The 24,728-nt window shown below is 55.1% G+C and carries 23 protein-coding genes; 5 read left to right on the top strand and 18 right to left on the bottom strand.

Going from position 1 to position 24,728, the window contains the following annotated elements; translation table 11 throughout:
- Positions 1-79: 79 nt before the first annotated feature.
- From hemG to pepQ, 4 genes are read right to left on the bottom strand one after another with little or no spacing between them, the layout of a single operon-like run.
- Complete coding sequence (gene hemG / locus GYRE_RS03165; RefSeq protein WP_006816572.1) at positions 80-613, bottom strand: menaquinone-dependent protoporphyrinogen IX dehydrogenase; 534 nt, start codon at positions 611-613, stop codon at positions 80-82.
- A gap of 12 nt (positions 614-625) precedes the next feature.
- On the bottom strand, positions 626-2,077 hold the full coding sequence (gene trkH, locus GYRE_RS03170) for a Trk system potassium transporter TrkH (RefSeq protein WP_006816573.1): 1,452 nt from the start codon (positions 2,075-2,077) through the stop codon (positions 626-628).
- Between the two features lie 41 nt (positions 2,078-2,118).
- Positions 2,119-2,733, bottom strand: coding sequence for an IMPACT family protein (locus tag GYRE_RS03175; RefSeq protein ID WP_006816574.1), 615 nt, complete (start codon positions 2,731-2,733; stop codon positions 2,119-2,121).
- Positions 2,733-4,064 carry a Xaa-Pro dipeptidase gene (gene pepQ / locus GYRE_RS03180; RefSeq protein ID WP_038252943.1) on the bottom strand — a complete coding sequence of 444 codons (1,332 nt, stop codon included), beginning with the start codon at positions 4,062-4,064 and terminating at the stop codon, positions 2,733-2,735. Before pepQ ends, GYRE_RS03175 begins: the two co-directional genes overlap by 1 nt.
- Positions 4,065-4,254: 190 nt before the next feature.
- Here pepQ and fadB point away from each other — a divergent pair, with 190 nt between their 5' ends.
- Complete coding sequence (gene fadB / locus GYRE_RS03185) at positions 4,255-6,444, top strand: fatty acid oxidation complex subunit alpha FadB (protein ID WP_038252945.1); 2,190 nt, start codon at positions 4,255-4,257, stop codon at positions 6,442-6,444.
- Positions 6,445-6,453: 9 nt separating this feature from the next.
- Positions 6,454-7,617, top strand: coding sequence for an acetyl-CoA C-acyltransferase FadA (gene fadA / locus GYRE_RS03190; RefSeq protein ID WP_038252946.1), 1,164 nt, complete (start codon positions 6,454-6,456; stop codon positions 7,615-7,617).
- A gap of 80 nt (positions 7,618-7,697) precedes the next feature.
- Here fadA and fre read toward each other — a convergent pair whose 3' ends face one another.
- Positions 7,698-8,399: an NAD(P)H-flavin reductase gene (gene fre / locus GYRE_RS03195; RefSeq protein WP_006816579.1), complete on the bottom strand. Its 702-nt coding sequence runs from the start codon at positions 8,397-8,399 to the stop codon at positions 7,698-7,700.
- A gap of 38 nt (positions 8,400-8,437) precedes the next feature.
- Complete coding sequence (gene ubiD / locus GYRE_RS03200; RefSeq protein WP_006816580.1) at positions 8,438-9,919, bottom strand: 4-hydroxy-3-polyprenylbenzoate decarboxylase; 1,482 nt, start codon at positions 9,917-9,919, stop codon at positions 8,438-8,440.
- 180 nt (positions 9,920-10,099) lie between these two features.
- On the opposite strand from ubiD, the gene rfaH reads away from it, so the two are divergent.
- Positions 10,100-10,588: a transcription/translation regulatory transformer protein RfaH gene (rfaH, locus tag GYRE_RS03205; RefSeq protein WP_006816581.1), complete on the top strand. Its 489-nt coding sequence runs from the start codon at positions 10,100-10,102 to the stop codon at positions 10,586-10,588.
- Between the two features lie 8 nt (positions 10,589-10,596).
- Here rfaH and tatD read toward each other — a convergent pair whose 3' ends face one another.
- The 9 genes from tatD to udp all read right to left on the bottom strand — a co-directional run bounded on the left by tatD (position 10,597) and on the right by udp (position 18,601).
- Positions 10,597-11,379, bottom strand: coding sequence for a 3'-5' ssDNA/RNA exonuclease TatD (gene tatD, locus GYRE_RS03210; protein WP_038252948.1), 783 nt, complete (start codon positions 11,377-11,379; stop codon positions 10,597-10,599).
- Positions 11,380-11,421: 42 nt separating this feature from the next.
- Entirely contained in the window at positions 11,422-12,195 is a 774-nt protein-coding gene (gene tatC, locus GYRE_RS03215) for a Sec-independent protein translocase subunit TatC (RefSeq protein ID WP_006816583.1), read from the bottom strand.
- A gap of 2 nt (positions 12,196-12,197) precedes the next feature.
- Positions 12,198-12,752: a Sec-independent protein translocase protein TatB gene (gene tatB / locus GYRE_RS03220; RefSeq protein ID WP_006816584.1), complete on the bottom strand. Its 555-nt coding sequence runs from the start codon at positions 12,750-12,752 to the stop codon at positions 12,198-12,200.
- Positions 12,753-12,755: 3 nt separating this feature from the next.
- A complete protein-coding gene (gene tatA / locus GYRE_RS03225) occupies positions 12,756-13,010 on the bottom strand; it encodes a Sec-independent protein translocase subunit TatA (protein WP_006816585.1) in 255 nt (84 codons plus the stop codon).
- A gap of 188 nt (positions 13,011-13,198) precedes the next feature.
- The gene (gene ubiB, locus GYRE_RS03230) at positions 13,199-14,839 is read right to left on the bottom strand and encodes a ubiquinone biosynthesis regulatory protein kinase UbiB (protein WP_006816586.1); all 1,641 of its coding nucleotides are present in this window, start codon (positions 14,837-14,839) and stop codon (positions 13,199-13,201) included.
- Positions 14,836-15,441, bottom strand: coding sequence for a ubiquinone biosynthesis protein UbiJ (ubiJ, locus tag GYRE_RS03235; RefSeq protein ID WP_006816587.1), 606 nt, complete (start codon positions 15,439-15,441; stop codon positions 14,836-14,838). Before ubiJ ends, ubiB begins: the two co-directional genes overlap by 4 nt.
- Positions 15,442-15,454: 13 nt before the next feature.
- On the bottom strand, positions 15,455-16,210 hold the full coding sequence (ubiE, locus tag GYRE_RS03240) for a bifunctional demethylmenaquinone methyltransferase/2-methoxy-6-polyprenyl-1,4-benzoquinol methylase UbiE (protein WP_006816588.1): 756 nt from the start codon (positions 16,208-16,210) through the stop codon (positions 15,455-15,457).
- Between the two features lie 66 nt (positions 16,211-16,276).
- The gene (rmuC, locus tag GYRE_RS03245) at positions 16,277-17,704 is read right to left on the bottom strand and encodes a DNA recombination protein RmuC (RefSeq protein WP_038252951.1); all 1,428 of its coding nucleotides are present in this window, start codon (positions 17,702-17,704) and stop codon (positions 16,277-16,279) included.
- A 135-nt stretch (positions 17,705-17,839) separates the two neighbouring features.
- On the bottom strand, positions 17,840-18,601 hold the full coding sequence (udp, locus tag GYRE_RS03250; RefSeq protein WP_006816590.1) for a uridine phosphorylase: 762 nt from the start codon (positions 18,599-18,601) through the stop codon (positions 17,840-17,842).
- A gap of 259 nt (positions 18,602-18,860) precedes the next feature.
- On the opposite strand from udp, the gene GYRE_RS03255 reads away from it, so the two are divergent.
- Entirely contained in the window at positions 18,861-19,670 is an 810-nt protein-coding gene (locus GYRE_RS03255) for a dienelactone hydrolase family protein (RefSeq protein WP_038252953.1), read from the top strand.
- A 39-nt stretch (positions 19,671-19,709) separates the two neighbouring features.
- Here GYRE_RS03255 and metE read toward each other — a convergent pair whose 3' ends face one another.
- Complete coding sequence (metE, locus tag GYRE_RS03260) at positions 19,710-21,971, bottom strand: 5-methyltetrahydropteroyltriglutamate--homocysteine S-methyltransferase (RefSeq protein ID WP_038252956.1); 2,262 nt, start codon at positions 21,969-21,971, stop codon at positions 19,710-19,712.
- Between the two features lie 117 nt (positions 21,972-22,088).
- Here metE and metR point away from each other — a divergent pair, with 117 nt between their 5' ends.
- A complete protein-coding gene (gene metR / locus GYRE_RS23420; RefSeq protein WP_072009031.1) occupies positions 22,089-23,042 on the top strand; it encodes an HTH-type transcriptional regulator MetR in 954 nt (317 codons plus the stop codon).
- Here the strand turns inward: metR and GYRE_RS03275 are convergent.
- Both GYRE_RS03275 and yigL read right to left on the bottom strand, forming a co-directional pair.
- Complete coding sequence (locus GYRE_RS03275; protein ID WP_038252962.1) at positions 22,930-23,829, bottom strand: carboxylate/amino acid/amine transporter; 900 nt, start codon at positions 23,827-23,829, stop codon at positions 22,930-22,932. The genes metR and GYRE_RS03275 overlap by 113 nt on opposite strands.
- A gap of 90 nt (positions 23,830-23,919) precedes the next feature.
- Positions 23,920-24,717, bottom strand: a complete 798-nt coding sequence (gene yigL, locus GYRE_RS03280) for a sugar/pyridoxal phosphate phosphatase YigL (protein WP_038252964.1) — start codon at positions 24,715-24,717, stop codon at positions 23,920-23,922.
- Between the last annotated feature and the right edge of the window lie 11 nt (positions 24,718-24,728).

Genomic DNA, 24,728 nt, shown 5'->3' on the forward strand with positions numbered 1-24,728 from the left:
GTAATTCTGAAGTGACAAGCATAAATTCAAAAAAACTTATCGTTCGCTTAATTTTCAGTCTCAACGCCGAATTTTAGTGCTATTTGCTCACGAGTTGCGCGATTTGTCGGGCAAAATCGGACACTTGCTGCCAGTCGGTATACACCACTTCTTTATTCGTATCCGTTTCCCCGCCGGTCATCTTCATAATAAGACGAATCATAAAGCGGTCGTACCAGCGATAGCGGGGATAACGCAGCGCACCAGCAAACACTTCGCACTGCGTTGGCTGCCACGGCGAGTTCAACAGGAACTTGCGCGTGTAGCTGTTGGTCTGCGGCGTACGCTTCTCCGGTTTGCGGGCAACCAGGTTCACGGTGTAAAAAGCACTGGGTAAGGTATTCAGTACCTGCACGTGCTTTTTCACAAAGCTGTCCAGCGATGAATGGAAGTGGCCGTAACGAATAGAAGCCCCAATCACCACGCGATCGTACTGATTCCACATGATGTTGCCAGCCCGGTGGAGATTCATCACCTCCGCATTGACCCCAAGCTCCTTCAGTTCAGAAGCCAGAAAGGAGGCAATCTCGCGGGTTTGCCCATCGCGGGTTGAGAAAAGAATCAACGTTTTCAACAGATACTCCTGTTATTCGCGCCAGAATGTTGGGGTAAACAGTACCAGCAGCGTAAAGACTTCCAGACGACCGAACAGCATGTTGGCGATAAGGATCCACTTCGCGACCGGATTCATACTAGCAAAGTTATCCGCGACAACCCCAAGCCCAGGCCCGAGGTTGTTCAGCGTCGCTACCACGGAAGCAAAGGCAGAGAAATCATCAACACCTGTGGCGATGATAGCCAGCATGCTGACGATAAAGACCAGCGCATAAGCGGAGAAGAAACCCCACACTGCCTCAAGAATTCGTTCCGGCAGCGCCCGATTACCCAGCTTAATACTATAGACGGCATTCGGGTGAACCAGACGTTTCAGCTCACGGTTTCCCTGCTTGAACAGCAGCAGGATACGAATCACCTTCAGGCCACCGCCCGTCGACCCGGCACACCCACCAATAAAGGCAGAACACAGTAATAGCACCGGCAGGAACAGCGGCCAGCGGGCAATACTGTCTGTCGTAAAGCCCGCCGTAGTCGCCATCGAGACCACCTGGAAGAAAGCCTGGTTGAGCGTCATCAGCGCGGAGCCATATACATTATGGAACCACAGCATCAGGGTACAGATGAGGACCAACGTCAACTGTACACCAATGAACATGCGAAATTCAGGGTCGCGCCAGTACACTTTCAGACTACGCCCGCTCAACAAGGAGAAGTGCAGACCGTAGTTACAGCCAGAGATCAGCAGGAAGACCGCGATGATGGTGTTAATCGTTGGGCTATTAAAGAAGCCGACGCTGGCATCGTGAGTAGAGAACCCACCGATGGCGATGGTCGCGAAGCTATGGCCAATCGCATCGAACGCCGGCATCCCCGCAAACCACAGCGCCAGCGCACAGGCGACTGTCAGCAGTACATAGATGAGCCATAGTGTTTTCGCCGTTTCGGCGATACGTGGGCGCATCTTGTTGTCTTTAAGCGGACCAGGCATCTCTGCACGATACAGCTGCATCCCCCCTACTCCAAGGATAGGCAAAATAGCCACCGCCAGGACGATGATCCCCATCCCGCCAAACCACTGCAGCATCTGACGATAGAAAAGGATAGCGTGGGGTAATGAGTCCAGCCCCACCAGCGTTGTCGCACCGGTGGTGGTCAGGCCGGAGAAAGATTCGAAGAAGGCATCCGTCACCGTCAGGTTTGGCTGCTCGGCAAAGATAAACGGCAGGGCACCAACGCTTCCCAGCACTGTCCAGAACAGGACGACTATCAGGAACCCTTCACGCGATTTCAGTTCGCGCTTTTCCCGACGGTTTGGCCACCACAGCAGTGAACCGATAGCCAGCGCGACAAAAAAGGTTTGTGTAAAGGCACGTCCCGCACCATCGCGATAAATCAGTGCCACCAGTCCAGGAACAATCATCGTTCCCGAGAATAAGATGACCAGTAGTCCAACGATTCGGGTTATGGCGCGAAAATGCATCTCTGGCGCTTCCTTTGATATACAAAAAAGTCTGGTGGGGATTATTCGTCAATCTTGAGTAATTGCAATGAACCACGACTAAAATCAGCCAGCTTCGCGGAAAAGTTCGCCACTTCCGAGGCCGGAAGCGCAACCCGGAGGCTGACATTGACCTGATAATCGCTGTCCGTAATTTTCCCGGAAAACTGGCCCAGCAGCGTTTCAATCCCGCTTAACTGCCCATATTCACACTGCAAAGTATATTCAGTTAACGGCATCTTGCAGAGCGTGGTGAGCTGGCCCAACGCCTGGCTGACGCCACCACCATAGGCTTTCACCAGCCCGCCGGTCCCCAACAGAATACCGCCGTAGTAACGCACCACGACGGCAGTTATCTCCCCCACGCCGCTGCCCATCAGCTGAGCCAGCATGGGTTTTCCCGCCGTTCCCGCCGGTTCACCATCATCTGAAAACCCCAGTTGTTGAGAGTCGTCAGGCGCACCCGCCACCCACGCCACACAATGGTGACGGGCATCAGGGTGCTCAGCCCGAACGGATTCAACAAAGGCTTTCGCCGCTTCAACCCCTTCGGTATGCGCGAGAAGGGTAATAAAGCGGCTCTTTTTAATTTCTTCGACGACAGTCACCGGCGCCGCCGGTATCAACCAACTCTCCATTACGCCAGCTTCAGGTCTCGCGTCATGTTTTCGATGCTGTTTTCATGGATAACCACATTGTCTTCAATGCGGATCCCACCGAACGGCTTCAGAGCATCAATTTTCTGCCAGTTGAAGTGTTTGCTGAACTGTCCTTCACGCCATGGAGCCAGCAGTGATTCAATAAAGTAAATCCCCGGCTCAATAGTCAGGACCATGCGCGGCTCAAGCGTACGGGTACAGCGCAGATAAGGATATTTTGATGGGGCAGCCAGGTGCGTGCCTTTATCATCCTGCATGAAGCCTGCAACATCATGTACCTGCAGCCCCAGCGGGTGACCGATACCGTGCGGCATAAACGGTCCGGTAATGTTGTTTTCGACCATCGCTTCTTCACTCATGCCGGTGATTAGCTGATGTTTACGCAGCAGTTTAGCGATGCGCTGATGGAACTGGATGTGATAATCCACATAGCTGGTACCCGACTTCATCGTGGCAATCAGCGACAGCTGTTCGTCGTTCACATCTTTTATCAGATGCGCAAAGTCGTTATCACCATGGGCCGCCCAGGTACGGGTCAAGTCAGCCGCATAGCCGTTATATTCTGCACCAGCATCCAGCAGGAAGCTGCGCAGCTCTGACGGCGCGCGGTGATCGAGTTTGGTGTAATGCAGCACAGAGGCATGTTCATTCAGCGCCACAATGTTGCTGTACGGCACGTCGGTATCACGATGACCGGTTGCGGTCAGATAGGCGAGGTTAATATCGAACTCGCTCATTCCGGAGAGGAAAGCCTCATGCGCTGCGCGGTGGCCATTAACCGCCGTTTTCTGCGCTTCACGCATACAGACCAGCTCGTAGTCTGTTTTGTAGGCGCGATAGTAGTGCAGGTAGTCAATCACCCCTTTCGGGTTGATTTTATCCGCCGGGATCTCAAGGCCCAGTGCGCGCTCCGGTACCGGACCAATATAGGCAATGTTGCCACGCGCTGCCGGTAACAGGCTGCTGATGCCATCCGCTTTTGGCAGCGCGATCACTTCGACATCTTCAGTCCAGAAAGAGGTTGGTAGCGGTTCGACGTTATGCCAGTAATCCACCGGCAGATAGAACCACAGCTTCGGTTTGTTGACGCCATCCACCAGCAGCCAGCAGTTTGGCACCTGCGTGACCGGAACCCAGGCCTTGAACTGTGGGTTAACTTTGAATGGATAAGGATGGTCGTCGAGGAAAACGTTAACCAGTTCGCCAGAATGAATAAGTAGCGCATCAAGCTTAAAGCGCTCGAGTACGTCGCGGGTCCGTTCCTGCAAGGTAACAATATGATTTTTATAGAGTGCAGCCAATGATTCCATGTTCTACCCTTCTGTTCTTTTGCCCACAAGTCTCCGCATCTTAGCACACCTCATTCTGCCTGCGTGATTTCTGCCGAGCGTGATCAAGCTGGCATTTCTTTAAAGACTAATTTGCATTTTATTAACATAAAATCCACACTCCGTTTCATCTGGTACGACCAGATTACTTTGCTGGATTCAGGAGACTGACATGCTCTACAAAGGCGACACCCTGTACCTCGACTGGCTGGAAGATGGCATTGCCGAACTGGTATTCGATGCCCCCGGCTCGGTCAACAAGCTCGATACCGCAACCGTAGCAAGCCTCGGCAGCGCGCTGGACGTGCTCGAAAAACAACATGACTTAAAAGGTCTGCTGCTGCGTTCTGAGAAAGCGGCGTTTATCGTCGGCGCGGATATCACCGAATTCCTGTCGCTGTTCCTGGTCCCTCAGGAGCAGCTGAGCCAATGGCTGCATTTTGCCAACAGCGTATTTAACCGTCTTGAAGACTTACCGGTACCGACCATCTCCGCCATCAACGGCTATGCGCTGGGTGGGGGCTGCGAATGTGTACTGGCCACCGACTACCGTCTGGCAACGCCAGATCTGCGTATTGGTCTGCCGGAAACCAAACTGGGCATCATGCCTGGCTTCGGGGGCTCTGTTCGCATGCCGCGCCTGCTGGGTGCCGACAGCGCACTGGAAATCATCGCAGCCGGAAAAGACGTTGGTGCTGAACAGGCGCTGAAGATTGGTCTCGTCGATGGCGTGGTCAAAACCGAGAAACTGCGCGATGGTGCCCTTACTATTCTGCGTCAGGCAATTAACGGCGATCTCGACTGGAAAGCGAAACGTCAGCCGAAGCTTGAGCCGCTGAAGCTTAGCAAAATTGAAGCTGCCATGAGCTTCACCATCGCCAAAGGCATGGTGGCGCAAACTGCCGGAAAACATTACCCGGCGCCGATGACCGCAGTGAAAACGATTGAAGCGGCTGCAAAACTGGGGCGTGATGAAGCACTGAAGCTGGAAAACCAGAGCTTCGTTCCTCTGGCCCATACTCCTGAAGCCCGTGCGCTGGTCGGTATTTTCCTCAACGACCAATATGTTAAGGGTCAGGCAAAGCATCTGACCAAAAATATCGAAACCCCGAAACAGGCAGCCGTCCTCGGCGCCGGGATCATGGGTGGCGGTATTGCTTACCAGTCCGCCTGGAAAGGCGTACCGGTGATTATGAAGGATATCAACGACAAATCGCTGACCCTCGGTATGACCGAAGCCGCCAAACTGCTGAATAAACAGCTGGAACGCGGAAAAATCGACGGTCTGAAACTGGCGGGCGTTATCTCTACTATTCATCCAACCCTCGACTACTCTGGTTTTGAGCGTGTCGATGTGGTGGTTGAAGCCGTAGTAGAAAACCCGAAAGTGAAAAAAGCCGTTCTGGCAGAAACCGAAGACAAAGTACGCCCTGACGCGGTACTGGCTTCCAACACCTCGACCATTCCGATTAGCGAACTGGCAAGCGTGCTGAAGCGGCCGGAAAACTTCTGCGGCATGCACTTCTTCAACCCGGTACACCGTATGCCGTTGGTGGAAGTCATCCGCGGCGAGAAAACCGCCGACAGCACCATTGCTAAAGTGGTGGCGTGGGCGAGCAAAATGGGCAAAACCCCTATCGTGGTCAATGATTGCCCAGGCTTCTTCGTCAACCGCGTACTGTTCCCTTACTTCGCTGGTTTCAGCCAGCTGCTGCGCGACGGGGCTGATTTCCGCAAAGTCGACAAAGTGATGGAGAAACAATTCGGCTGGCCGATGGGTCCGGCTTATCTCCTCGACGTGGTCGGTATCGACACGGCGCACCATGCACAGGCCGTGATGGCAGCTGGCTTCCCGCAGCGCATGCAGAAAGATTACCGCGACGCCATTGATGCGCTGTTTGACGCCAGCCGCTACGGGCAGAAAAACGGCCTCGGCTTCTGGCGCTACACCGCAGATAGCAAAGGCAAGCCGAAGAAAGAAGAAGATCCGGCGGTGGATAGCCTGCTGGCTGACGTGAGCAAAGCAAAACGCGACTTCAGCGACGAGGAAATCATCGCCCGGATGATGATCCCGATGGTCAACGAAGTTGTCCGTTGCCTCGAGGAAGGCATTATCGCAAGCCCTGCGGAAGCGGATATGGCGCTGGTGTATGGCTTAGGCTTCCCTCCGTTCCACGGCGGCGCATTCCGCTGGCTGGACACGCTCGGCAGCGCGAAATATCTCGATATGGCGCAGCAGTATGAGCACCTGGGCCCGTTGTATCAGGTTCCGGAAGGTCTGCGTACCAAAGCGCGTCATAACGAAGCGTACTATCCCCCGGTTGAACCTGCCCGCCCGGTGGGTGAGCTGAAAAAGGCTTAAGGAGTCGCAATGGAAAAGGTTGTCATTGTTGATGCAATTCGTACCCCGATGGGCCGTTCAAAGGGCGGTGCTTTCCGTAACGTGCGCGCGGAGGATCTCTCCGCCCACCTGATGCGCAGCCTGCTGGCGCGCAATCCGGCGCTGGACCCTTCTGCGGTTGACGACATCTACTGGGGTTGCGTACAGCAAACCCTTGAACAGGGGTTCAACATCGCCCGCAACGCCTCGTTGCTGGCTGAAATCCCACATTCAGTCCCGGCGGTTACCGTTAACCGCCTGTGTGGTTCTTCCATGCAGGCGCTGCATGATGCGGCACGCATGATCATGACCGGCGATGCGCAAACCTGCCTGATTGGCGGCGTGGAGCATATGGGTCATGTCCCGATGAGCCACGGCGTGGATTTTCACCCGGGCATGAGTCGTAACGTGGCAAAGGCGGCGGGTATGATGGGATTAACTGCAGAGATGCTCTCGCGCCTTCACGGCATTAGCCGTGAAATGCAGGATGCCTTCGCTGCCCGCTCTCACGCTCGCGCCTGGGCTGCCACTCAGTCTGGTGCGTTTAAAAATGAGATCCTGCCGACCGGTGGTCACGACGCCGACGGCGTGGTGAAACAGTTCTATATCGACGAAGTTATCCGTCCGGAGACCACCGTTGAAGCGCTTTCTACCCTGCGCCCGGCGTTCGATCCGGTGACGGGTACCGTGACTGCAGGGACCTCCTCGGCCCTCTCCGACGGTGCTGCTGCCATGCTGGTAATGAGTGAAAGCCGTGCCCGCGAGCTTGGCCTGAAGCCACGTGCTCGTATCCGTTCAATGGCGGTAGTGGGCTGCGACCCGTCAATTATGGGTTACGGCCCGGTTCCAGCCTCTAAGCTGGCGCTGAAAAAAGCAGGCCTGACGGCGAGCGATATCGATCTGTTTGAAATGAATGAAGCCTTTGCCGCACAGATCCTACCGTGCATTAAAGATCTGGGACTGATGGAGCAGATCGATGAAAAGATCAACCTCAACGGTGGCGCTATCGCGCTTGGTCACCCGCTGGGTTGTTCCGGTGCCCGCATCAGCACCACGCTGATTAACCTGATGGAACGTAAAGACGCCCAGTTTGGTCTGGCGACGATGTGTATCGGGCTGGGTCAGGGGATCGCGACGGTCTTTGAAAGAGTGTAATAAAAAGCCGGGCCACGGCCCGGCATCAGTTTAGTTGCCGTTCTTCCCGCCTGTCAGGGGCGGGTTTTTTATTTCTATTTCTAAATAAAGGAGAAAGCGTCGCCAAACAGGCGATCTTCACGCGCATCGCGTTCATTGCAGAACAGATCGCGGGCAATTTTCGCCATCTCGAAGCGGCCAGCGATATAGATATCGTGCTCGGCCAGCGTACCAAAATCCTGCAGAACCGCCGTCAGTACCGTTCCGGTACGTCCGCGCCAGCCCTCTTCCGGCTGCTCCACCACAGGTTCGATGCGCAGATTCGGATGGTTGACCGATAACGCCTCAAGCTCAGAGAGATCGTAGAGATGTTTTTCTTCACGACCGCCCCAGTAGATAACCACGTCGCGGTTCGGATCCTGCGCCAGTGCGGTCAGCAGAATCGAACGCACGTAAGAGAAGCCCGTCCCGCCAGCAATCAGGATCAGCGGACGCTGCTCGTCGTCGCGTAGCCAGGCATCGCCGTGAGGAATATCGACAACCACTTCGCGCTCTTTCAGGATCCTGTCCATCACGGCCATGGCGTACAGGTTGAGCTCAGATGCACCAATATGCAGCTCAATAAATTCCTGTTCAGCAGGCGTGGAGGCCATAGAGAACGGGCGCTTATCGCGCTCATCCATCACCACCATCAGATACTGACCGGCGCGAAACGAAAACGGGGCTTCCGGTACTAAACGTACGCGATAAACAGTGTCGGTGATGGCATCTACCGAGGTCACTTTACAGCTTAAGGTTGTCATGCGCTCCCTCTGTCGGGTCTGTTAGGCAAAACGGTCTCTCAACTTTTACCGTCATTCATGATGGCCAGTTCATCCCAGATGGCGTCGATACGCGCCGTGACGTTGGGATCTTTTTTGATAGGACGTCCCCACTCACGCTGGGTTTCTCCCGGCCATTTGTTTGTGGCATCCAGCCCCATTTTTGAACCCAGGCCGGAAACCGGCGAGGCAAAATCCAGATAATCAATTGGCGTATTTTCAACAAGCACCGTATCACGGGCCGGATCCATACGTGTCGTAATCGCCCAGATAACGTCGTTCCAGTCACGCGCGTTAACGTCATCATCGCAGACGATCACAAATTTAGTGTACATAAACTGGCGCAGAAACGACCAAACGCCCATCATGACGCGTTTTGCATGTCCGGCGTACTGTTTTTTCATCGTCACGACGGCAAGGCGGTATGAACAGCCTTCCGGCGGCAGATAAAAATCGACAATTTCCGGGAACTGCTTTTGCAGAATGGGTACGAAAACTTCATTAAGCGCTACGCCCAGCACCGCCGGTTCATCTGGCGGACGCCCGGTATAGGTAGAGTGATAAATAGCATCTTCGCGCTGCGTGATGTGTGTGACAGTAAAGACCGGGAAACTATCCACTTCATTGTAGTAGCCCGTATGATCGCCATAAGGACCTTCCGGCGCCATCTCGCCCGGCTCAATATAACCTTCAAGGACAATCTCTGCGCTGGCAGGCACCTCAAGATCGTTCGAAATGCATTTCACCACTTCGGTTTTAGTGCCACGCAGCAGTCCGGCAAACGCGTATTCAGACAGCGTGTCCGGTACTGGCGTCACGGCGCCGAGGATGGTTGCCGGGTCGGCCCCCAGCGCAACGGAAACCGGGAAGCGTTCGCCCGGATGCGCTGCACACCACTCCTGATAATCCAGCGCACCGCCACGATGGGACAACCAACGCATGATGAGCTTGTTTTTGCCGATCAGCTGTTGGCGATAAATCCCGAGATTTTGCCGCTCCTTGTGCGGACCACGGGTGACGGTCAGTCCCCAGGTGATGAGCGGTGCAGCATCTTCCGGCCAGCAGGTCATGACAGGAATTCGCGTCAAATCGACTTCGTCGCCAGACATCACTTTTTGCTGGCAAGGTGCGCCACGCAGACGCCTGGTCGGCATGTTCAACACCTGCTTGAACTGCGGCAGCTTATCAAACAGGTCACGGAAACCTTTTGGCGGCTCCGGCTCTTTCAGGAAGGCCAGCAGCTTACCAACCTCACGCAACGCGCTGACGTCTTCCTGCCCCATTCCCATCGCCACACGTTTCGGAGTGCCAAACAGATTGCACAGCACCGGCATGCTGTAACCCTTTGGGTTTTCAAACAGCAGCGCCGGACCACCGGCACGCAGGGTACGATCGGCAATCTCAGTGATTTCGAGGTGGGGGTCAACCGGCAGCGAGATGCGTTTCAGTTCGCCCTGCTGTTCCAGCAATGTCAGAAAGTCGCGTAGGTCGTTGTATTTCATGGAGTACGTTATGGCCTCTTGATAAGCGATTCATTATACGGTGTTCGCCAACGTGATGCTGTATTTTTGTTAAATTAGCGTGAAGTACCACAATTCGGCGAAAACTCGCGGTGATATTCAATTTAGCGATCGTCCCTGGCATTTGTTATGCTTGCCGCGAGTTAACGGGAAAGAGTGATTATGCAAGCCTGGTATTTACTGTACTGCAAACGTGGGCAGCTGTTGCGTGCTCAGGAACATCTGGAGCGCCAGGCCGTGCATTGCCTGACACCGATGATCACCCTGGAGAAAATCGTCCGGGGCAAAAGGACGTCCGTTAACGAACCTCTGTTCCCGAACTATATGTTTGTCGAATTCGACCCTGAGGTTATCCACACCACCACCATCAACGCCACCCGCGGCGTCAGCCACTTCGTTCGCTTTGGCTCTCAGCCTGCGACGGTACCTTCTGCCGTTATTCACCAGCTTTCAGTCAACCCGCCGGAAGGCATCATCGATCCTGATACGCCCTGGCCTGGCGATAGTGTGGTGATTACCGAAGGCGCTTTCGAAGGCCTGCAGGCGATATTCACCGAGCCGGATGGCGAAGCGCGCTCCATGCTGCTGTTGAACCTGCTCAACAAACAGGTGCTGCAGAGCGTTAAAAATACCGATTTCCGTAAAAGCTGAGCCGCAGATCAGAACGCCACGCCAAACAGTTTTCTGGCATTGTCGTCCGTTACCGTTTCCAGCCACTGCGCCTCTTCGCCCCGCCAGTGCGCGATACGCTCCATAATGTGGGCAAGATGCATCGGCTCATTACGCCTTGAGGCAGGCTTCGGCGACAAATCACGCGGGAGCAGGTACGGGGCATCGGTTTCAATCAGCAGGCGTTCTGCCGGAATGTGCGGCAGCATCTCACGCAGTTCCATTCCCCGACGCTCATCGCACACCCATCCGGTGATCCCAATGTACAGACCGTGGTCGACGCATGCCTGCATCTCTTCCCGGCTACCGGTAAAACAGTGTACGACTGCACCTGGCAGTTGACTCAGCCAGGGTTCCAGCAGCGCCAGAAAGCGCACGTGGGCATCACGACAGTGCAGGAACACCGGCATATTAAGTTCGGCCGCCAGCGCCAGCTGCGCGCTGAACGCATATTCCTGCTCCTGCGGCGTCGAAAAGTTACGATTGAAGTCGAGGCCGCATTCACCGATAGCCACCACGCCAGGCTGCTGTGCCAGCTGCCGCAGGGCATCGGCAGTTTGCGGGGTCCAGTGGCTGCTGTCGTGCGGGTGAACTCCAGCCGTAGACCAGCAGCGCGCATAGCGTTGAGTCAGACGCTGCGCTTCGGTGCTTTCGTGCAGATTCGTGCCGGTGAGCAGCATACCGCTGACTCCAGCCTCACGGGCGCGGGCAACCACATCATCCCTGTCTTTGGCGAACTGCGGGCTGGTCAGGTTTATGCCAATATCAAACATGCTAATCCCCATATGACAACCGCCCTGACGGGCGGTTGTTGATTACTCTTCTTTTTCTTCGGCTTCATCCGCCGCGGCGTCTTCATCACGAGACTGCCGTTTACCGGTATAGAAGCGGGCAAAGAACACCCCCACCTCAAACAGACAGTACATCGGTATCGCCAACAGCGTTTGCGAGAATACATCGGGTGGCGTCAGCAACATGCCGACGACAAATGCACCTACCAGCACGTACGGGCGCTTGCTGCGCAGATCGTCCGGCGTCGTAACGCCGACCCAGCACAGCAGAACAATCGCAACCGGCACCTCAAACGACACCCCGAACGCCATAAACAGCGCCATAACGAAGTCGAGGTAACTCTTGATATCCGTCGAGACCAGAACCCCTTCCGGCGCCGTGTGGGTCAGGAAACCAAACGCCAGCGGGAAGACCACGAAGTAGGCGAACGCCATCCCGATATAAAACAGCAGCGTACTGGAAACCAGCAGTGGCACCACCAGCTTGCGTTCGTGTTTGTACAACGCCGGCGCGATAAACGCCCACACCTGATACAGGATGACCGGAGCCGACAGAATAATCGACACCATGAAGGTCAGCTTGATAGGGGTAAAGAACGGCGAGGCCACATCCGTCGCGATCATCGTCGCGCCTTTCGGCATGTGCTGGATCAGCGGGGCAGACACCACCTGATAGATATCATTGGCGAAATAAACCAACGCCAGAAATATGGCAAAAACCGCGATGATGCAGTTAAGCAGACGCTTACGCAGCTCAATCAGATGCGAAATCAGCGGTTGAGTATCTTCTACGCTCATGTTTACGCTTTATCACTTGATGCGGGGGTGGATCCTGAAGCCGGTGCAGCAGCCGCTTTCACCTTCTCGGGCTCAGCAACGGGTGTTACATGCAGGGTTTCCTCTGCCGGGGCCACCGCAGGCTCGGTCTGTGGAGCAGTCGCTTCAACAGCTGCCTGATGTTCAGCAGTAGCAGGCGTAACCCCTTCCCGCTGCGCTTCGGAATCTTTCACCACCGGGTTATGGATGGTGTTAGCTTCGTCGCTGGCTTTCTCAGGATCGTGAATGGTATAGGAGCGTTTCATAGACTCTGCCGCTTCGCGCAGCTCATCCATCGAGGCTTTAAGCTCAGGCGTCAGGTTTTCCATGCTGGCTTTCTCAACCTTCTTCAGGCTGTCCTGGAATTCCTGAAGCTTCAGCTCCTGGGTCAACTCGTTTTGCACGGTGGCCGCCAGCGAACGTAGCGCTCGCACCCAGCCCACCACCGTTTTTACTGCCACAGGTAATCGCTTTGGTCCCAGTACAATCAGGCCAATAACGAAGACCAGCAACAGTTCACTAAAACCAATATCGAACACGAATTACACCTGCTCTTTGTCGTGGCTTTTCGCCCCGTCTTTTTTGGCATCGTCTGGCTTATCAGAGATGGATTTTGCAGTGAAATCTGCATCCTGCGCGGAGTTATCCTTCTTCTCTTCATCATCACCCATGGCTTTTTTGAAGCCTTTGATAGATGCGCCCAGGTCAGATCCCAACGAGCTCAGCTTTTTAGTCCCGAAAAGCAGAACCACAATCACGACGATAATCAGTAACTGCCAAATGCTAATACCACCCATAAATATTCCTCTGTTATAGATGATGAAATAATCAACCTACATTATACCCGTCATACTTCAAGTTGCATGTGCGTTGGCCGCATTCGTTCACCCCGGTCACTTACCTGAGTAAGCTCCTGGGGATTCACTCACTTACCGCCTTCCTGCAACTCGAATTATTTAGGGTATATACGATAGCGATGCAAAACTCAGCGCGTTTTCCGCCAGCCAATCAGCCAGGCAACCAGACCGCCAGCCATAATCCAGGCCGGCATCAGATCCCAGTCAGGACGGTTGATCAGAAGCAGGGTACCGCTCAGAAGTAAAACCGCGCCTATACCAAACAGATAACGTGACTGCCCCTGTCGGGTACGATTAGACGCCATGTCGGTCGCTATCTTATCAATACTACGCTGCAGTTGTTTGCTCTGGCGCAGGCTGTCATAAACCAGTTCAGGGATTTCTGGCATTTTTTCGATCCAGAACGGCGCTTTCTCTTTGAAAGCACGCACCAGCGCCGGGAGCCCCACCTGATCTTTAATCCACGACTCCAGAAACGGCTTCGCCGTCTTCCACAAGTCTAACTGAGGATAGAGCTGGCGACCTACGCCCTCAACGTAAAGTAACGTCTTCTGAAGTAAAACTAATTGAGGCTGCACTTCCATATTGAAGCGCCGCGCGGTGTTGAACAGGTTTAGCAGCACATGGCCAAATGAGATTTCTGCCAGCGGTTTCTCGAAGATTGGCTCGCATACGGTACGAATGGCGAATTCAAACTCTTCGACGTTGGTATCCGACGGTACCCAACCAGAATCGACGTGCAGCTCCGCTACTTTGCGATAATCACGGTTGAAGAAGGCGATAAAGTTCTCCGCCAGATAGCGTTTGTCGTCTTTATTGAGCGAACCAACAATGCCGCAGTCGATCCCGATGTATTGCGGGTCTTCTGGATGATCGTAACTGACAAAAATGTTGCCCGGGTGCATGTCTGCATGGAAGAAGCTATCGCGGAACACCTGGGTAAAGAAGACCTGAACACCGCGCTCGGCCAGCAACTTCATGTTGGTGCCCTGTTTTTCCAGGGTTTCCACGTCCGACACCGGGATGCCGTAAATACGCTCCATCACCAGCATATTCTGGCTACAGTAGTCGGAATACACTTCCGGTACGTACAGCATCGGGCTATTTTCGAAATTGCGGCGCAGCTGAATGGCGTTGGCGGCTTCCCGCAGCAGGTTCAGTTCGTCGATGAGCGTCTTTTCATACTCACGCACCACTTCCATCGGGCGCAGACGACGGCCGTCCGGCAGTAATCGCGGTACCCAGCGTGCAAGGCGGTAAATCAGGCGCATGTCGGCTTTGATCACCGGCAGAATATCGGGACGGATAACTTTGATTACCACATCCTGACCATTTGCCTTCAGGCGGGCAGTATGCACCTGCGCGATGGAGGCAGAGGCCAGCGGTTCGATATCAAAATCATCAAACCAGGTCTCCACCGGGATATCGCCCATCGCCTGTTCGATCTGCTGCTTCGCGAGCTTACCGTCAAACGGGGCAACGCGGTCCTGCAACAGCGCCAGCTGATCGGCAATCTGCGGGGGGAAGAGATCCCGTCGCGTTGACAGCATCTGACCAAACTTGATCCATACCGGACCCAGCTCCTGCAGTGCCAGACGCAGACGTTCGCCTAACGGTTTATTTTTATGGCGGTTAGGCATCCAGAACAGCATACGCCGCCAGATGCGAAGCGGCAGCGTAATGCGTATTTTTGGGATGAGTTCGTCGAGTCCGTAACTTAGAAAGGTGCGGATGATGAAATACAGGCGCCGCATTTCCCCTGGCGTCATTGTCCCTCCAGCTTTTCCAGCCGCTTCATTAATGCATCAACGCTACGCGCAACGGCCGCCGTTTCTTCAGCAAACCATGCCACTTCCAGTGGTCCCGGCGCCAGCTTCCACTCTTCCGTTAACGCCTCGGCGGCATAACGTTGCTGGCGCTGAAAACCGTGACGTAAAAAGGCGGCACCGCCGCGTAACAGTTTGCTGACCCCTTCGGCGGCGATATCGCCGGTATAAGGTGCCAGCAGTTCCGCAGGATCGAACTCGGCCAGATCGGCGAGCGCGACAAAGTTCTGCACCACCTGGAGGTCACCCTGCACTTCGAGATCACCGCTGCGGATAAGCGCCGTTAGCTGTTGACGATTACGCAACTGCGGCAGAACGCTGGCGCGGGTAACAACCGTGCAGTCAGCCTCACCTTCCCATGCCCCCAGCACGTCAATCTGCTGCTCACTAAAAGCCAGAATCAGCGGTGAGGAAAATTCTTTAAGCTCGATGCGCAGCACTTTTCCCATCAGCCGTTGGCGGGCCGGTTTCAGCGCTCGTTCGCGCCAGAGAAAGGTGTTCAGAATCGATTCGATTCCGGCGGTGACTAATGGCTGTAAAGGCATGGTGTCCCTCCTGTCAGAATTTGTAGCCGCGATGCAGCGCCACAATCCCTGCCGTCAGGTTGTAGTAGTCCACGCTTTCAAAGCCTGCGTCCTGCATCATGGATTTCAGAGTGTCCTGATCCGGGTGCATACGGATAGACTCTGCCAGATAGCGATAGCTTTCCGCGTCGTTTGCCACCATTTCGCCAATGCGTGGCAGAATGTGGAATGAATAGGCATCGTAGGCTTTGCTGAGCGGATCGATAATCGGTTTAGAAAACTCGAGCACCAGCAGACGGCCACCCGGCTTCAGCACGCGGAACATAGAACGCAGCGCTTTGTCTTTATCGGTGACGTTACGCAGACCAAAAGAGATGGTAATGCAGTCAAAAGTGTTGTCCGGGAAAGGCAGCGCTTCGGCGTTCGCCTGCACGTATTCCACATTCCCTATCACACCGATATTACGCAGTTTCTCACGGCCCATTTTCAACATGGAGTCGTTGATATCTGCCAGAACAACCCGCCCGGTTTCACCGACCAGACGAGAGAATTTTGCCGTCAGATCGCCGGTGCCTCCGGCCAGATCCAGCACGGTCTGCCCACGACGAACGCCGCTGCAGTCAATGGTGAAGCGCTTCCACAAACGATGAATACCGAATGACATCAGGTCGTTCATCACGTCGTATTTCGCGGCGACAGAGTGAAATACGTGCGCCACCATATCAGCTTTCTGTCCTTTGGCTACGGTCTGGAAGCCAAAGTGCGTCGTGTCTTGTGAATCCTCAGCCATCTTAATGCCTGCTTATCAAAAAAATGTCCTGCGAGTGTAACAGATTGGCTGCATTTCCCCTACGACTCAACCTTCCCGGAAGATGCTGGAACGATCGTTTTCTTCACGCTCCTCTTCACCGTTCTGCGCTTCGCGCAGGCGATATTCTTCATCCTGAGCGCTGGCCTGTTCGACAAGGTCCGGGTTAATTTCGCGTTTAACTTCAACCCCCAACCCCCTGAACGCCTCGGCCTGCACCAACAGATTTCCACGCCCTGATGCGAGTTTTTTCATCGCCTGGCGGTAGTTTTCCTGCGCCCGGTCAAGCCCTTGCCCGACGGAAGTCATGTCATCCACGAAAAGACGCATTTTGTCATACAGACGGCTGGCGCGATCGGCAATTTGTTGGGCATTACGACTCTGGTGCTCGTAGCGCCAGAGGTTAGCAATCGTCCGTAGCGCCACCAGAAGCGTCGTCGGACTAACCAGCATAATGTTATTTTTCAGCGCCTCAGTTATCAGTTCGGGCTGCCGGTCTATTGCCAACAGGAACGCGGGTTCGACGGGAATAAACATCAGCACGTAATCAAGCGACCGCAGCCCTGGAAGCTGCTGGTAATCTTTGCGCCCCAACAGACGAATATGGCTGCGAACAGAGGCGATATGCTCCTGCAACGCGCTTTCTCGGGTGTACTCATCCTCGGCGTTGAAATAGCGCTCGTAGGCGATGAGTGTCATCTTGGCATCGATGACCACATCTTTGCACTGTGGCAGGCGGACAATCACATCAGGCTGCATGCGTGCGCGGTTGTCGGTCTCAATACTGACCTGGGTTTGATACTCATGCCCTTCGCGCAGGCCAGAGGCCTCAAGCACCCGGGTGAGCACGACCTCCCCCCAGTTACCCTGCGTTTTGTTATCACCTTTCAGCGCCCGCGTCAGGTTCACCGCTTCCTGAGCCATCTGTGCATTAAGCTGTTGCAGGTTACGAATCTCATGGGCGAGCGTATGCCGCTCGCGAGCCTCCACGCCAAAGCTGTCCTGCACCTGACGACGAAAACCATCGAGCTGTTCACGCAGCGGGGTCAGCAGGCTTCCCAGACTCTGGCGGTTCTGCTCGTCTACCCGACGATTGCTATGTTCAAAAATACGATTGGCGAGGTTCTCGAACTGTTCGCTCAGGCGCTGCTCGCTGTTAACCATCTGGCGAATTTTATCTTCGGCATGCAGTTGGGTGGATTCCAGACGAGTAGTGACTTCACGCAGATCAGCCTCAAGTGAGGTATTGATTTCCCGCAGGCTGCGTAGCTCGTTGTTCAGCAGTTCACACTCTTCACGCCAGTGTTCGCTTTGCAGCAGCTGCTGTTTGGTTGCACTCAGTTCACCGTACATCTCACGCTGTTCGGCCAGAAGATCGGCCTGCAGCTGTGCCGCGCGAGATCGCTCCGCCAGCCAGCCAATCAGTACGCCTGCCACCAGCGCGACAACCGCGCTCAGTATGATTGAGATATCCACTGTTCCCTCCTGCTTCAACCGCTTACCGCACAAAATAGAATTGTGCTGTATAAACGTCCAGTTTAAAAGGGATTTCCTGCGAGGTGTTACGCAAAAAAAAGGCCGAACAGGTCGGCCTTTTCAAAGAAGGGAAAGTTACAGCAGGCGACGAGCCGCCTCGACCACGATTTTCACCGCGTGGCTTTCGGTCTTTTTCATGGTTTCAGCGTTCGGGATTTCCTGCTGGGTACGGTTGACGATAACACCCGCCACCATCCCGGCACGCAGGCCCTGGCTGGAACACATGGTCAGCAACGTCGCTGACTCCATTTCGTAGTTCATGACGCCCATAGACTGCCATTCTGCCATCGAGCCTTTGTACTGACGCACAACGCGACCAGAGAAGGTGTCATAACGCTCCTGGCCCGGGTAGAAGGTATCAGAAGAGGCGGTAACGCCAATATGGGTCGTCGCCCCGACAGATTTCGCGGCGTCTACCAGTGCGGTAGTACATGCGAAGTCAGCAACCGCCGGGAATTCCAGCGGCGCAAAGTGCAGGCTGGCACCGTCGAGGCGCACGGATGCGGTAGTCACCAGTACGTCGCCAACGTTGATGTGCGGCTGAATAGCGCCGGTGGTACCCACGCGCAGGAAGGTACGAATACCCAGCTGTGCCAGTTCTTCAACTGCGATAGAAGTAGATGGACCGCCGATCCCGGTAGAGCAAACAATCACTGCTTTGCCATCGAGTTCAGCACGCCAGGAAGTGAATTCACGATGCGATGCCAGCTTAACCGGCTTTTCCATCAGCGCGGCGATCTTTTCAACACGCTCCGGATCGCCAGGGACGATGGCAAGCGTAGCCCCTTGTAAATCATTTTTGGTGAGGCCTAAGTGGAAAACATCAGACTTGGACATAAAAAAACTCCTCTGTGGTTCAGATGGTCAGCAGAAGTAAAAAGACACTTTACAGAAGCCCTGCGGGTATTTTCGTGATGGCAGTCACCATGAATGAAAAATATTACATTGAATTCTCATTAATTGGTGATTTGCATCACATTAACAAGCAATGTCGCCGGCCACTGCACAAAAGATAGCCTGTTTACGACATGATGGTTTGTTAACGTGCAGTCTATAGTTATCGATGCGCTAATTATTACAGGGTATGGAGAATGCCATGACAACACAAAAACAACCTGGATTTGCACCTGCTGCTGCGCCGCACGCTTCAACTATCGTACATACATCTGACGACGCTATCACCGCAGGCGATACATCGATTCCTTCCCAGGGCGAAAGCATGCCGGCCTGGTACGCTCGTCCAAAACACGCCGAAGGTCCGCTCCCCGTCGTTATGGTGATACAGGAAATTTTTGGCGTGCACGAACATATTCGCGATCTGTGCCGCCGCCTGGCGCTGGAAGGCTATCTGGCGGTTGCCCCGGAGCTCTATTTCCGCCAGGGCGATCCGAACGACTACGCAGATATCCCGACGCTTTTCAGCGGCCTGGTAAGCAAAGTGCCCGATGCACAGGTGCTGGCTGACCTCGACCACGTTGCCAGCTGGGCTGCCCGCAACGGTGGTGATGCCCATCGCCTGATGGTCACGGGTTTCTGCTGGGGCGGCCGTATTGCCTGGCTGTATGCTGCCCATAACCCGCAGCTCAAAGCGGCCGTTGCCTGGTACGGAAAACTGGTCGGGGATAAAACCCTTAACTCGCCAAAACATCCGGTTGATATTGCGGTGAACCTGAATGCCCCCGTGCTGGGGTTATACGGGGGGCAGGATACCGGTATTCCGCTGGATACCGTCGAAACTATGCGCCATGCGCTGAGAGCCGCGAATGCGAAAGCGGAAATCGTGATTTATCCGGAAGCCGGACACGCGTTTAATGCGGATTATCGCCCGAGCTATCATGCTGAATCGGCGCACGATGGCTGGCAGCGAATGCTGGCGTGGTTTTCGCAGTATGGAAGTAAAAAATAACAACAGGCCCGGTAAGCATAATGCCTCCGGGCCGATTCATTACGCCTGACGCAGGTTCTGCGCCGCTTTAACCATGTTAGCCAGTGCAGCACGGGTTTCCGGCCAGCCGCGGGTCTTCAGGCCGCAGTCCGGGTTTACCCACAGACGCTCCGCCGGAATACGCTGGGCCGCTTTTGCCAGCAGGGCTTCAATCCATTCCACGCTCGGAACGTTCGGAGAGTGGATGTCATACACGCCCGGTCCAATCTCATTCGGATATTCGAACTCTTCAAATGACTCCAGCAGCTCCATGTCAGAGCGCGAGGTTTCAATCGTTATCACGTCGGCATCCAGCGCGGCGATGGAATCCATGATGTCGTTAAACTCGCAATAACACATGTGGGTGTGGATCTGGGTTTCATCCTGCGCGACGGCAGCGTTGATGCGGAAGGCTTCAACGCCCCACTGCAGATACGCATCCCAGTCGCTGCGCTTCAGCGGCAGGCCTTCGCGCAGCGCCGGCTCATCAATCTGGATGATACCGATACCTGCCGCTTCCAGATCGGCCACTTCATCACGCAGGGCAAGGGCAATCTGTTTAGCGATGGTTTCACGGCTGACGTCTTCACGCGGGAAGGACCAGCAGAGAATGGTCACGGGGCCAGTCAGCATGCCTTTTACCGGTTTGTCGGTCAGCGACTGAGCGTACTTCGCCCACTCTACGGTGATAGGTGCCGGGCGGCTGACATCACCAATAACCACCGGCGGTTTCACGCAGCGGGAGCCGTAGCTCTGCACCCAACCGTTCTGGGTAAAGATAAAGCCGTCGAGGTGCTCACCGAAATACTCCACCATGTCATTACGTTCGGCTTCACCGTGTACCAGCACGTCCAGCCCCAGGCGCTCTTGCTCCACAATAGCCTGCTTGATGTGCTCAGCGATACCGGTGCGGTAGTTGTTGGCATCCAGATTTCCCTTTTTGAAATCCAGACGCAGGCCGCGGATCTCAGTGGTCTGCGGGAAAGAACCAATCGTCGTGGTCGGCCACGCTGGCAGGTTAAAGCGCGCACGCTGTGCTTCAGCACGCACCGGGTAGGCATTCTCACGCTGGCTGTCCTGAGCGGTAATCGCTGCCAGACGTTTTTCTACCGCCGCGTTGTGCACACGAGTGGAGTGACGGCGGGCCTGAATCGGGGCGCTCCACGCCACAATTTTGGCGGTATCGCCGCTGTTCAGCGCATCGCGCAGCAGCGCCAGCTCTTCACATTTTTGCAGAGCAAAGGCAAACCAGCTCTTCACCTCCGCATCCAGACGTGTCTCAACGCTGAGATCGATTGGGCTGTGCAGCAGCGAGCAGGAAGAAGCCACCCACAGAGCGCGCAGGCCTACGATATCCTTAATTTGTGCATATTTTTCACTCAGATCGGCGCGCCAGACGTTACGACCGTTCACCAGACCCGCGGAGAGTAGCCAGTCGGCAGGCAGACGGCGATGCAGTTCGGCCACATCATCTTTACCGTGCACCAGGTCAACATGCAGTCCCTGTACCGGCAGCGCGGTGATGGTCTCCAGATTTGGCGTAACGCCTTCAAAATAGGTGGTCAGCAGCAGCTTAACCGGGCCGTTCAACGCGTCATAAGCCGGTTTGAACGCCGCAAGCCACGCCTGCGGCAATTCCAGCACCAGTGCGGGTTCATCAATCTGCACCCACTCGATACCACGCTTTGCCAGCTCCGCCAGAACCTGCTTGTACACCGGCAGAATGTCGTTCAGCAGGCTCAGACGGTCAAACTGCTCGCCCTTCACTTTACCCAGCCACAGATAAGTGACAGGCCCCAGCAGCACTGGTTTTACCTTGTGGCCGAGCGCCAGCGCTTCGTCCACTTCATCCAGCAGTTGGGTCCAGGTCAGTTTGAACTGCTGACCTTTGGTGAACTCCGGCACCATGTAGTGGTAGTTGGTGTTGAACCACTTGGTCATTTCCGCTGCGGCCGCTGGTTCACCAGTAGGTGCTCGACCACGCCCGATACGGAACAGCGTATCGATATCGACTGAGCCGTCGTTGTTCTGATGACGAGCCGGCACATTGCCCAGCAGCAGGCTGGTGGTCAGAACATGGTCGTACCAGGCGAAATCGCCGACCGGCAGCAGATCAACACCAGCCTGCTGTTGCTGTTGCCAATGACGGGCGCGCAGTTCGCGACCGGTCGCCAGCAGTTCTTCACGAGTTGAATTCCCCGCCCAGTAGCTCTCTTGTGCTTTCTTCAGCTCGCGACGCAGGCCAACGCGAGGAAAACCGAGGGTGTGATTAATAATTGTCATGGTATGCCTCTCAGAGAAATTTCAGTATTTAGACGTCTGGATGTTTACACATCTATAATTGGCAGTTACTGTATATTCCTCAAGCGCAATTTGTTCATGCCGAAGTGAAGGACTTTCATGATCGAGATAAAACACCTGAAAACGCTGCAGGCGTTACGGAACACGGGCTCACTCGCTGCCGCTGCGGCGACGCTACACCAGACTCAGTCCGCCCTTTCCCATCAGTTCAGCGATCTGGAACAACGCCTTGGCTTTCGGCTGTTTGTGCGTAAGAGCCAGCCGCTGCGTTTTACACCGCAGGGTGAAATTCTGCTGCAGTTGGCGAGTCAGGTACTGCCGCAAATCAGCCGGGCGCTTCAGTCCTGCAACGAACCACAGCAGACCACCCTGCGAATTGCCATCGAGTGTCATAGCTGTATTCAGTGGCTGACCCCGGCGCTGGAAAACTTCCGCCACCACTGGCCGCAGGTCGAGATGGATTTTAAATCCGGCGTCACCTTCGATCCGCAGCCTGCGCTCCAGCAGGGCGAGCTCGATATCGTACTGACCTCAGATATTCTGCCGCGCAGCGGGCTGCACTACTCGCCGATGTTTGATTACGAAGTACGGCTGATCCTCGCGCCGGAGCATCCGCTGGCCGCAAAGACGCGCATTACGCCTGAAGATCTCGCCAGCGAAACCCTGCTTATCTATCCGGTTCAGCGTGGAAGGCTCGATATCTGGCGTCATTTCCTGCAGCCTGCAGGAGTGAGCCCGTCTCTGAAAAGCGTGGATAACACTCTGCTATTGGTGCAGATGGTAGCCGCCCGCATGGGGATTGCGGCACTGCCGCACTGGGTGGTGGAGAGCTTTGAGCGCCAGGATCTGGTGGTAACCAAAACCCTGGGCGAGGGATTGTGGAGCCGGCTGTACGCCGCCGTGCGCGACGGCGAGCAGCGTCAGCCGGTAACAGAAGCCTTTATTCGTTCAGCGCGGAACCACGCTTGCGATCATCTGCCGTTTGTGAAGAACGCGGAGCGACCCAGCGGCGATGGACCCACAGCGAAGCCAGTATCACCGTTCCACCAATAATGAAGCTCGGCCAGTGGGGCTGAACCTGCCAGATGGCGAGGTTGACCAACAGCCCTGCCGGTACGTGCACGTTATTCATGATACCGAGCGTACCGGCATCCACCTGGGTTGCACCGTAGTTCCACATGAAGTAGCCGAGCCCGGATGCCACCACACCCAGCCACACCAGAATGCCCCATTGCAACGTGGTCGTGGGTAATTTCTGCGGATCCCCCAGCGCAAACCAGGCCACCACCGCCACCAGAAACGCGCCAAGGTAGAACCAGGCAAAGGCGTTATGCTGCGGCATCGGGTGAACTTCCATCAGACGCTTGTAACCCACCATGCCTATCGCAAAGCTGATGTTCGCCAACTGCACCAGCATCAGCCCGGTCCAGAAGTGATCGCTCACTTTGTCATAACGGATAATCGCCGCGCCAACCACCGCCAGCAGTGCACTCAGCGCATAGCCCCAGCGCAGTTTCCGCTTACTCAACAGATCGTAGATAAGCGTGATGTACAGCGGTGTCAGCACAGTGAACAGCAGGAATTCTGACACCGTCAGGTAGAGATAAGCCCGGAAGCTGAACAGGTACATGATGCCCAGCTGTAATGCGCCCACCAGCATATACAGGGCAATGGTTTTCAGCGTTTGCCCACGAGGACGCAGGAACGGCAGGAATACCAGCGCCGCCAGACCAACGCGCATCAGCACGGAAAAATAGCTGTCGACATGTCCGGCGAGGTATTCGCCAATCAGGCTAAAGGAGAAGGCCCACAGGATCGTGGTGATGATGAGTAACGCCACAATGAAAGTCTCTCAGGAAGATGGAGAGATAGTGTAGCGGACATGAAGGTTGACGACTGGTTAATAATAACCCAGTCGTCAGGTTATTTATCAGAGATACATCTTGCGCAGATAATGCGCTACCGCATCATCGGCGTTGGAGCCAATCACTTCCAGCTCCGGGTGCAGGTCTTTCAGACGCTGGTGAGCATTCTGCATAATGCAGCCTTTGCCCGCCATCGACAGCAGCTCAGCATCGTTCATACCATCGCCGAAGGCGATGCAGTTTTTCAGACCATAGCCCATCGCTTTCGCCACGGCTTCCAGCGCGTGGCCTTTTGATACCCCGCCCGCCATCACTTCAAGACAGGTTACGGTAGAGAAACTAACGTTCACGCGATCGCCCCAGCGGGCGTTGATCGCCTGCTCCAGCGGCAGCAGCGTTTCGTGATCCTGACAGGTGAAGAAGACTTTACTGATGCCTTCCGGCTCCAGCAGACCCGGCTCGTAGAGCGAGTAATTGAACACCGCTTCTTTGAAGAAACGCATCTCTTCCGGGCGATGGCGGTTCATGAACCATTCGTCATCGCGATAGACGTTGGTCACGATATCCGGGTTGTTGTGCACTACGCCAAACAGGTCAGCGGCGATATCACGATCCAGGTTGTGAGAGAACACCAGGTTACCGTCGGTATCGTGTACTCGCGCACCGTTGGAGGTGATCATATAGGCTTTGATACCCAGATTATCGCGGATCTGGCCGACGTCGATGTAGTGACGACCGGTGGCGAAGACAAAGTGGATCCCCTTCTGAGTCAGGAGCTTCAGGGTTTCTTTGGTGTAGGGAGACAACATGTGATCGGGATTGAGCAGCGTGCCATCTAAATCAGACGCAACAACCTGGTACATAGGAAAATTTA

Origin of the sequence: Yokenella regensburgei ATCC 49455, assembly GCF_000735455.1 — a bacterium.
Classification (GTDB): domain Bacteria; phylum Pseudomonadota; class Gammaproteobacteria; order Enterobacterales; family Enterobacteriaceae; genus Yokenella; species Yokenella regensburgei.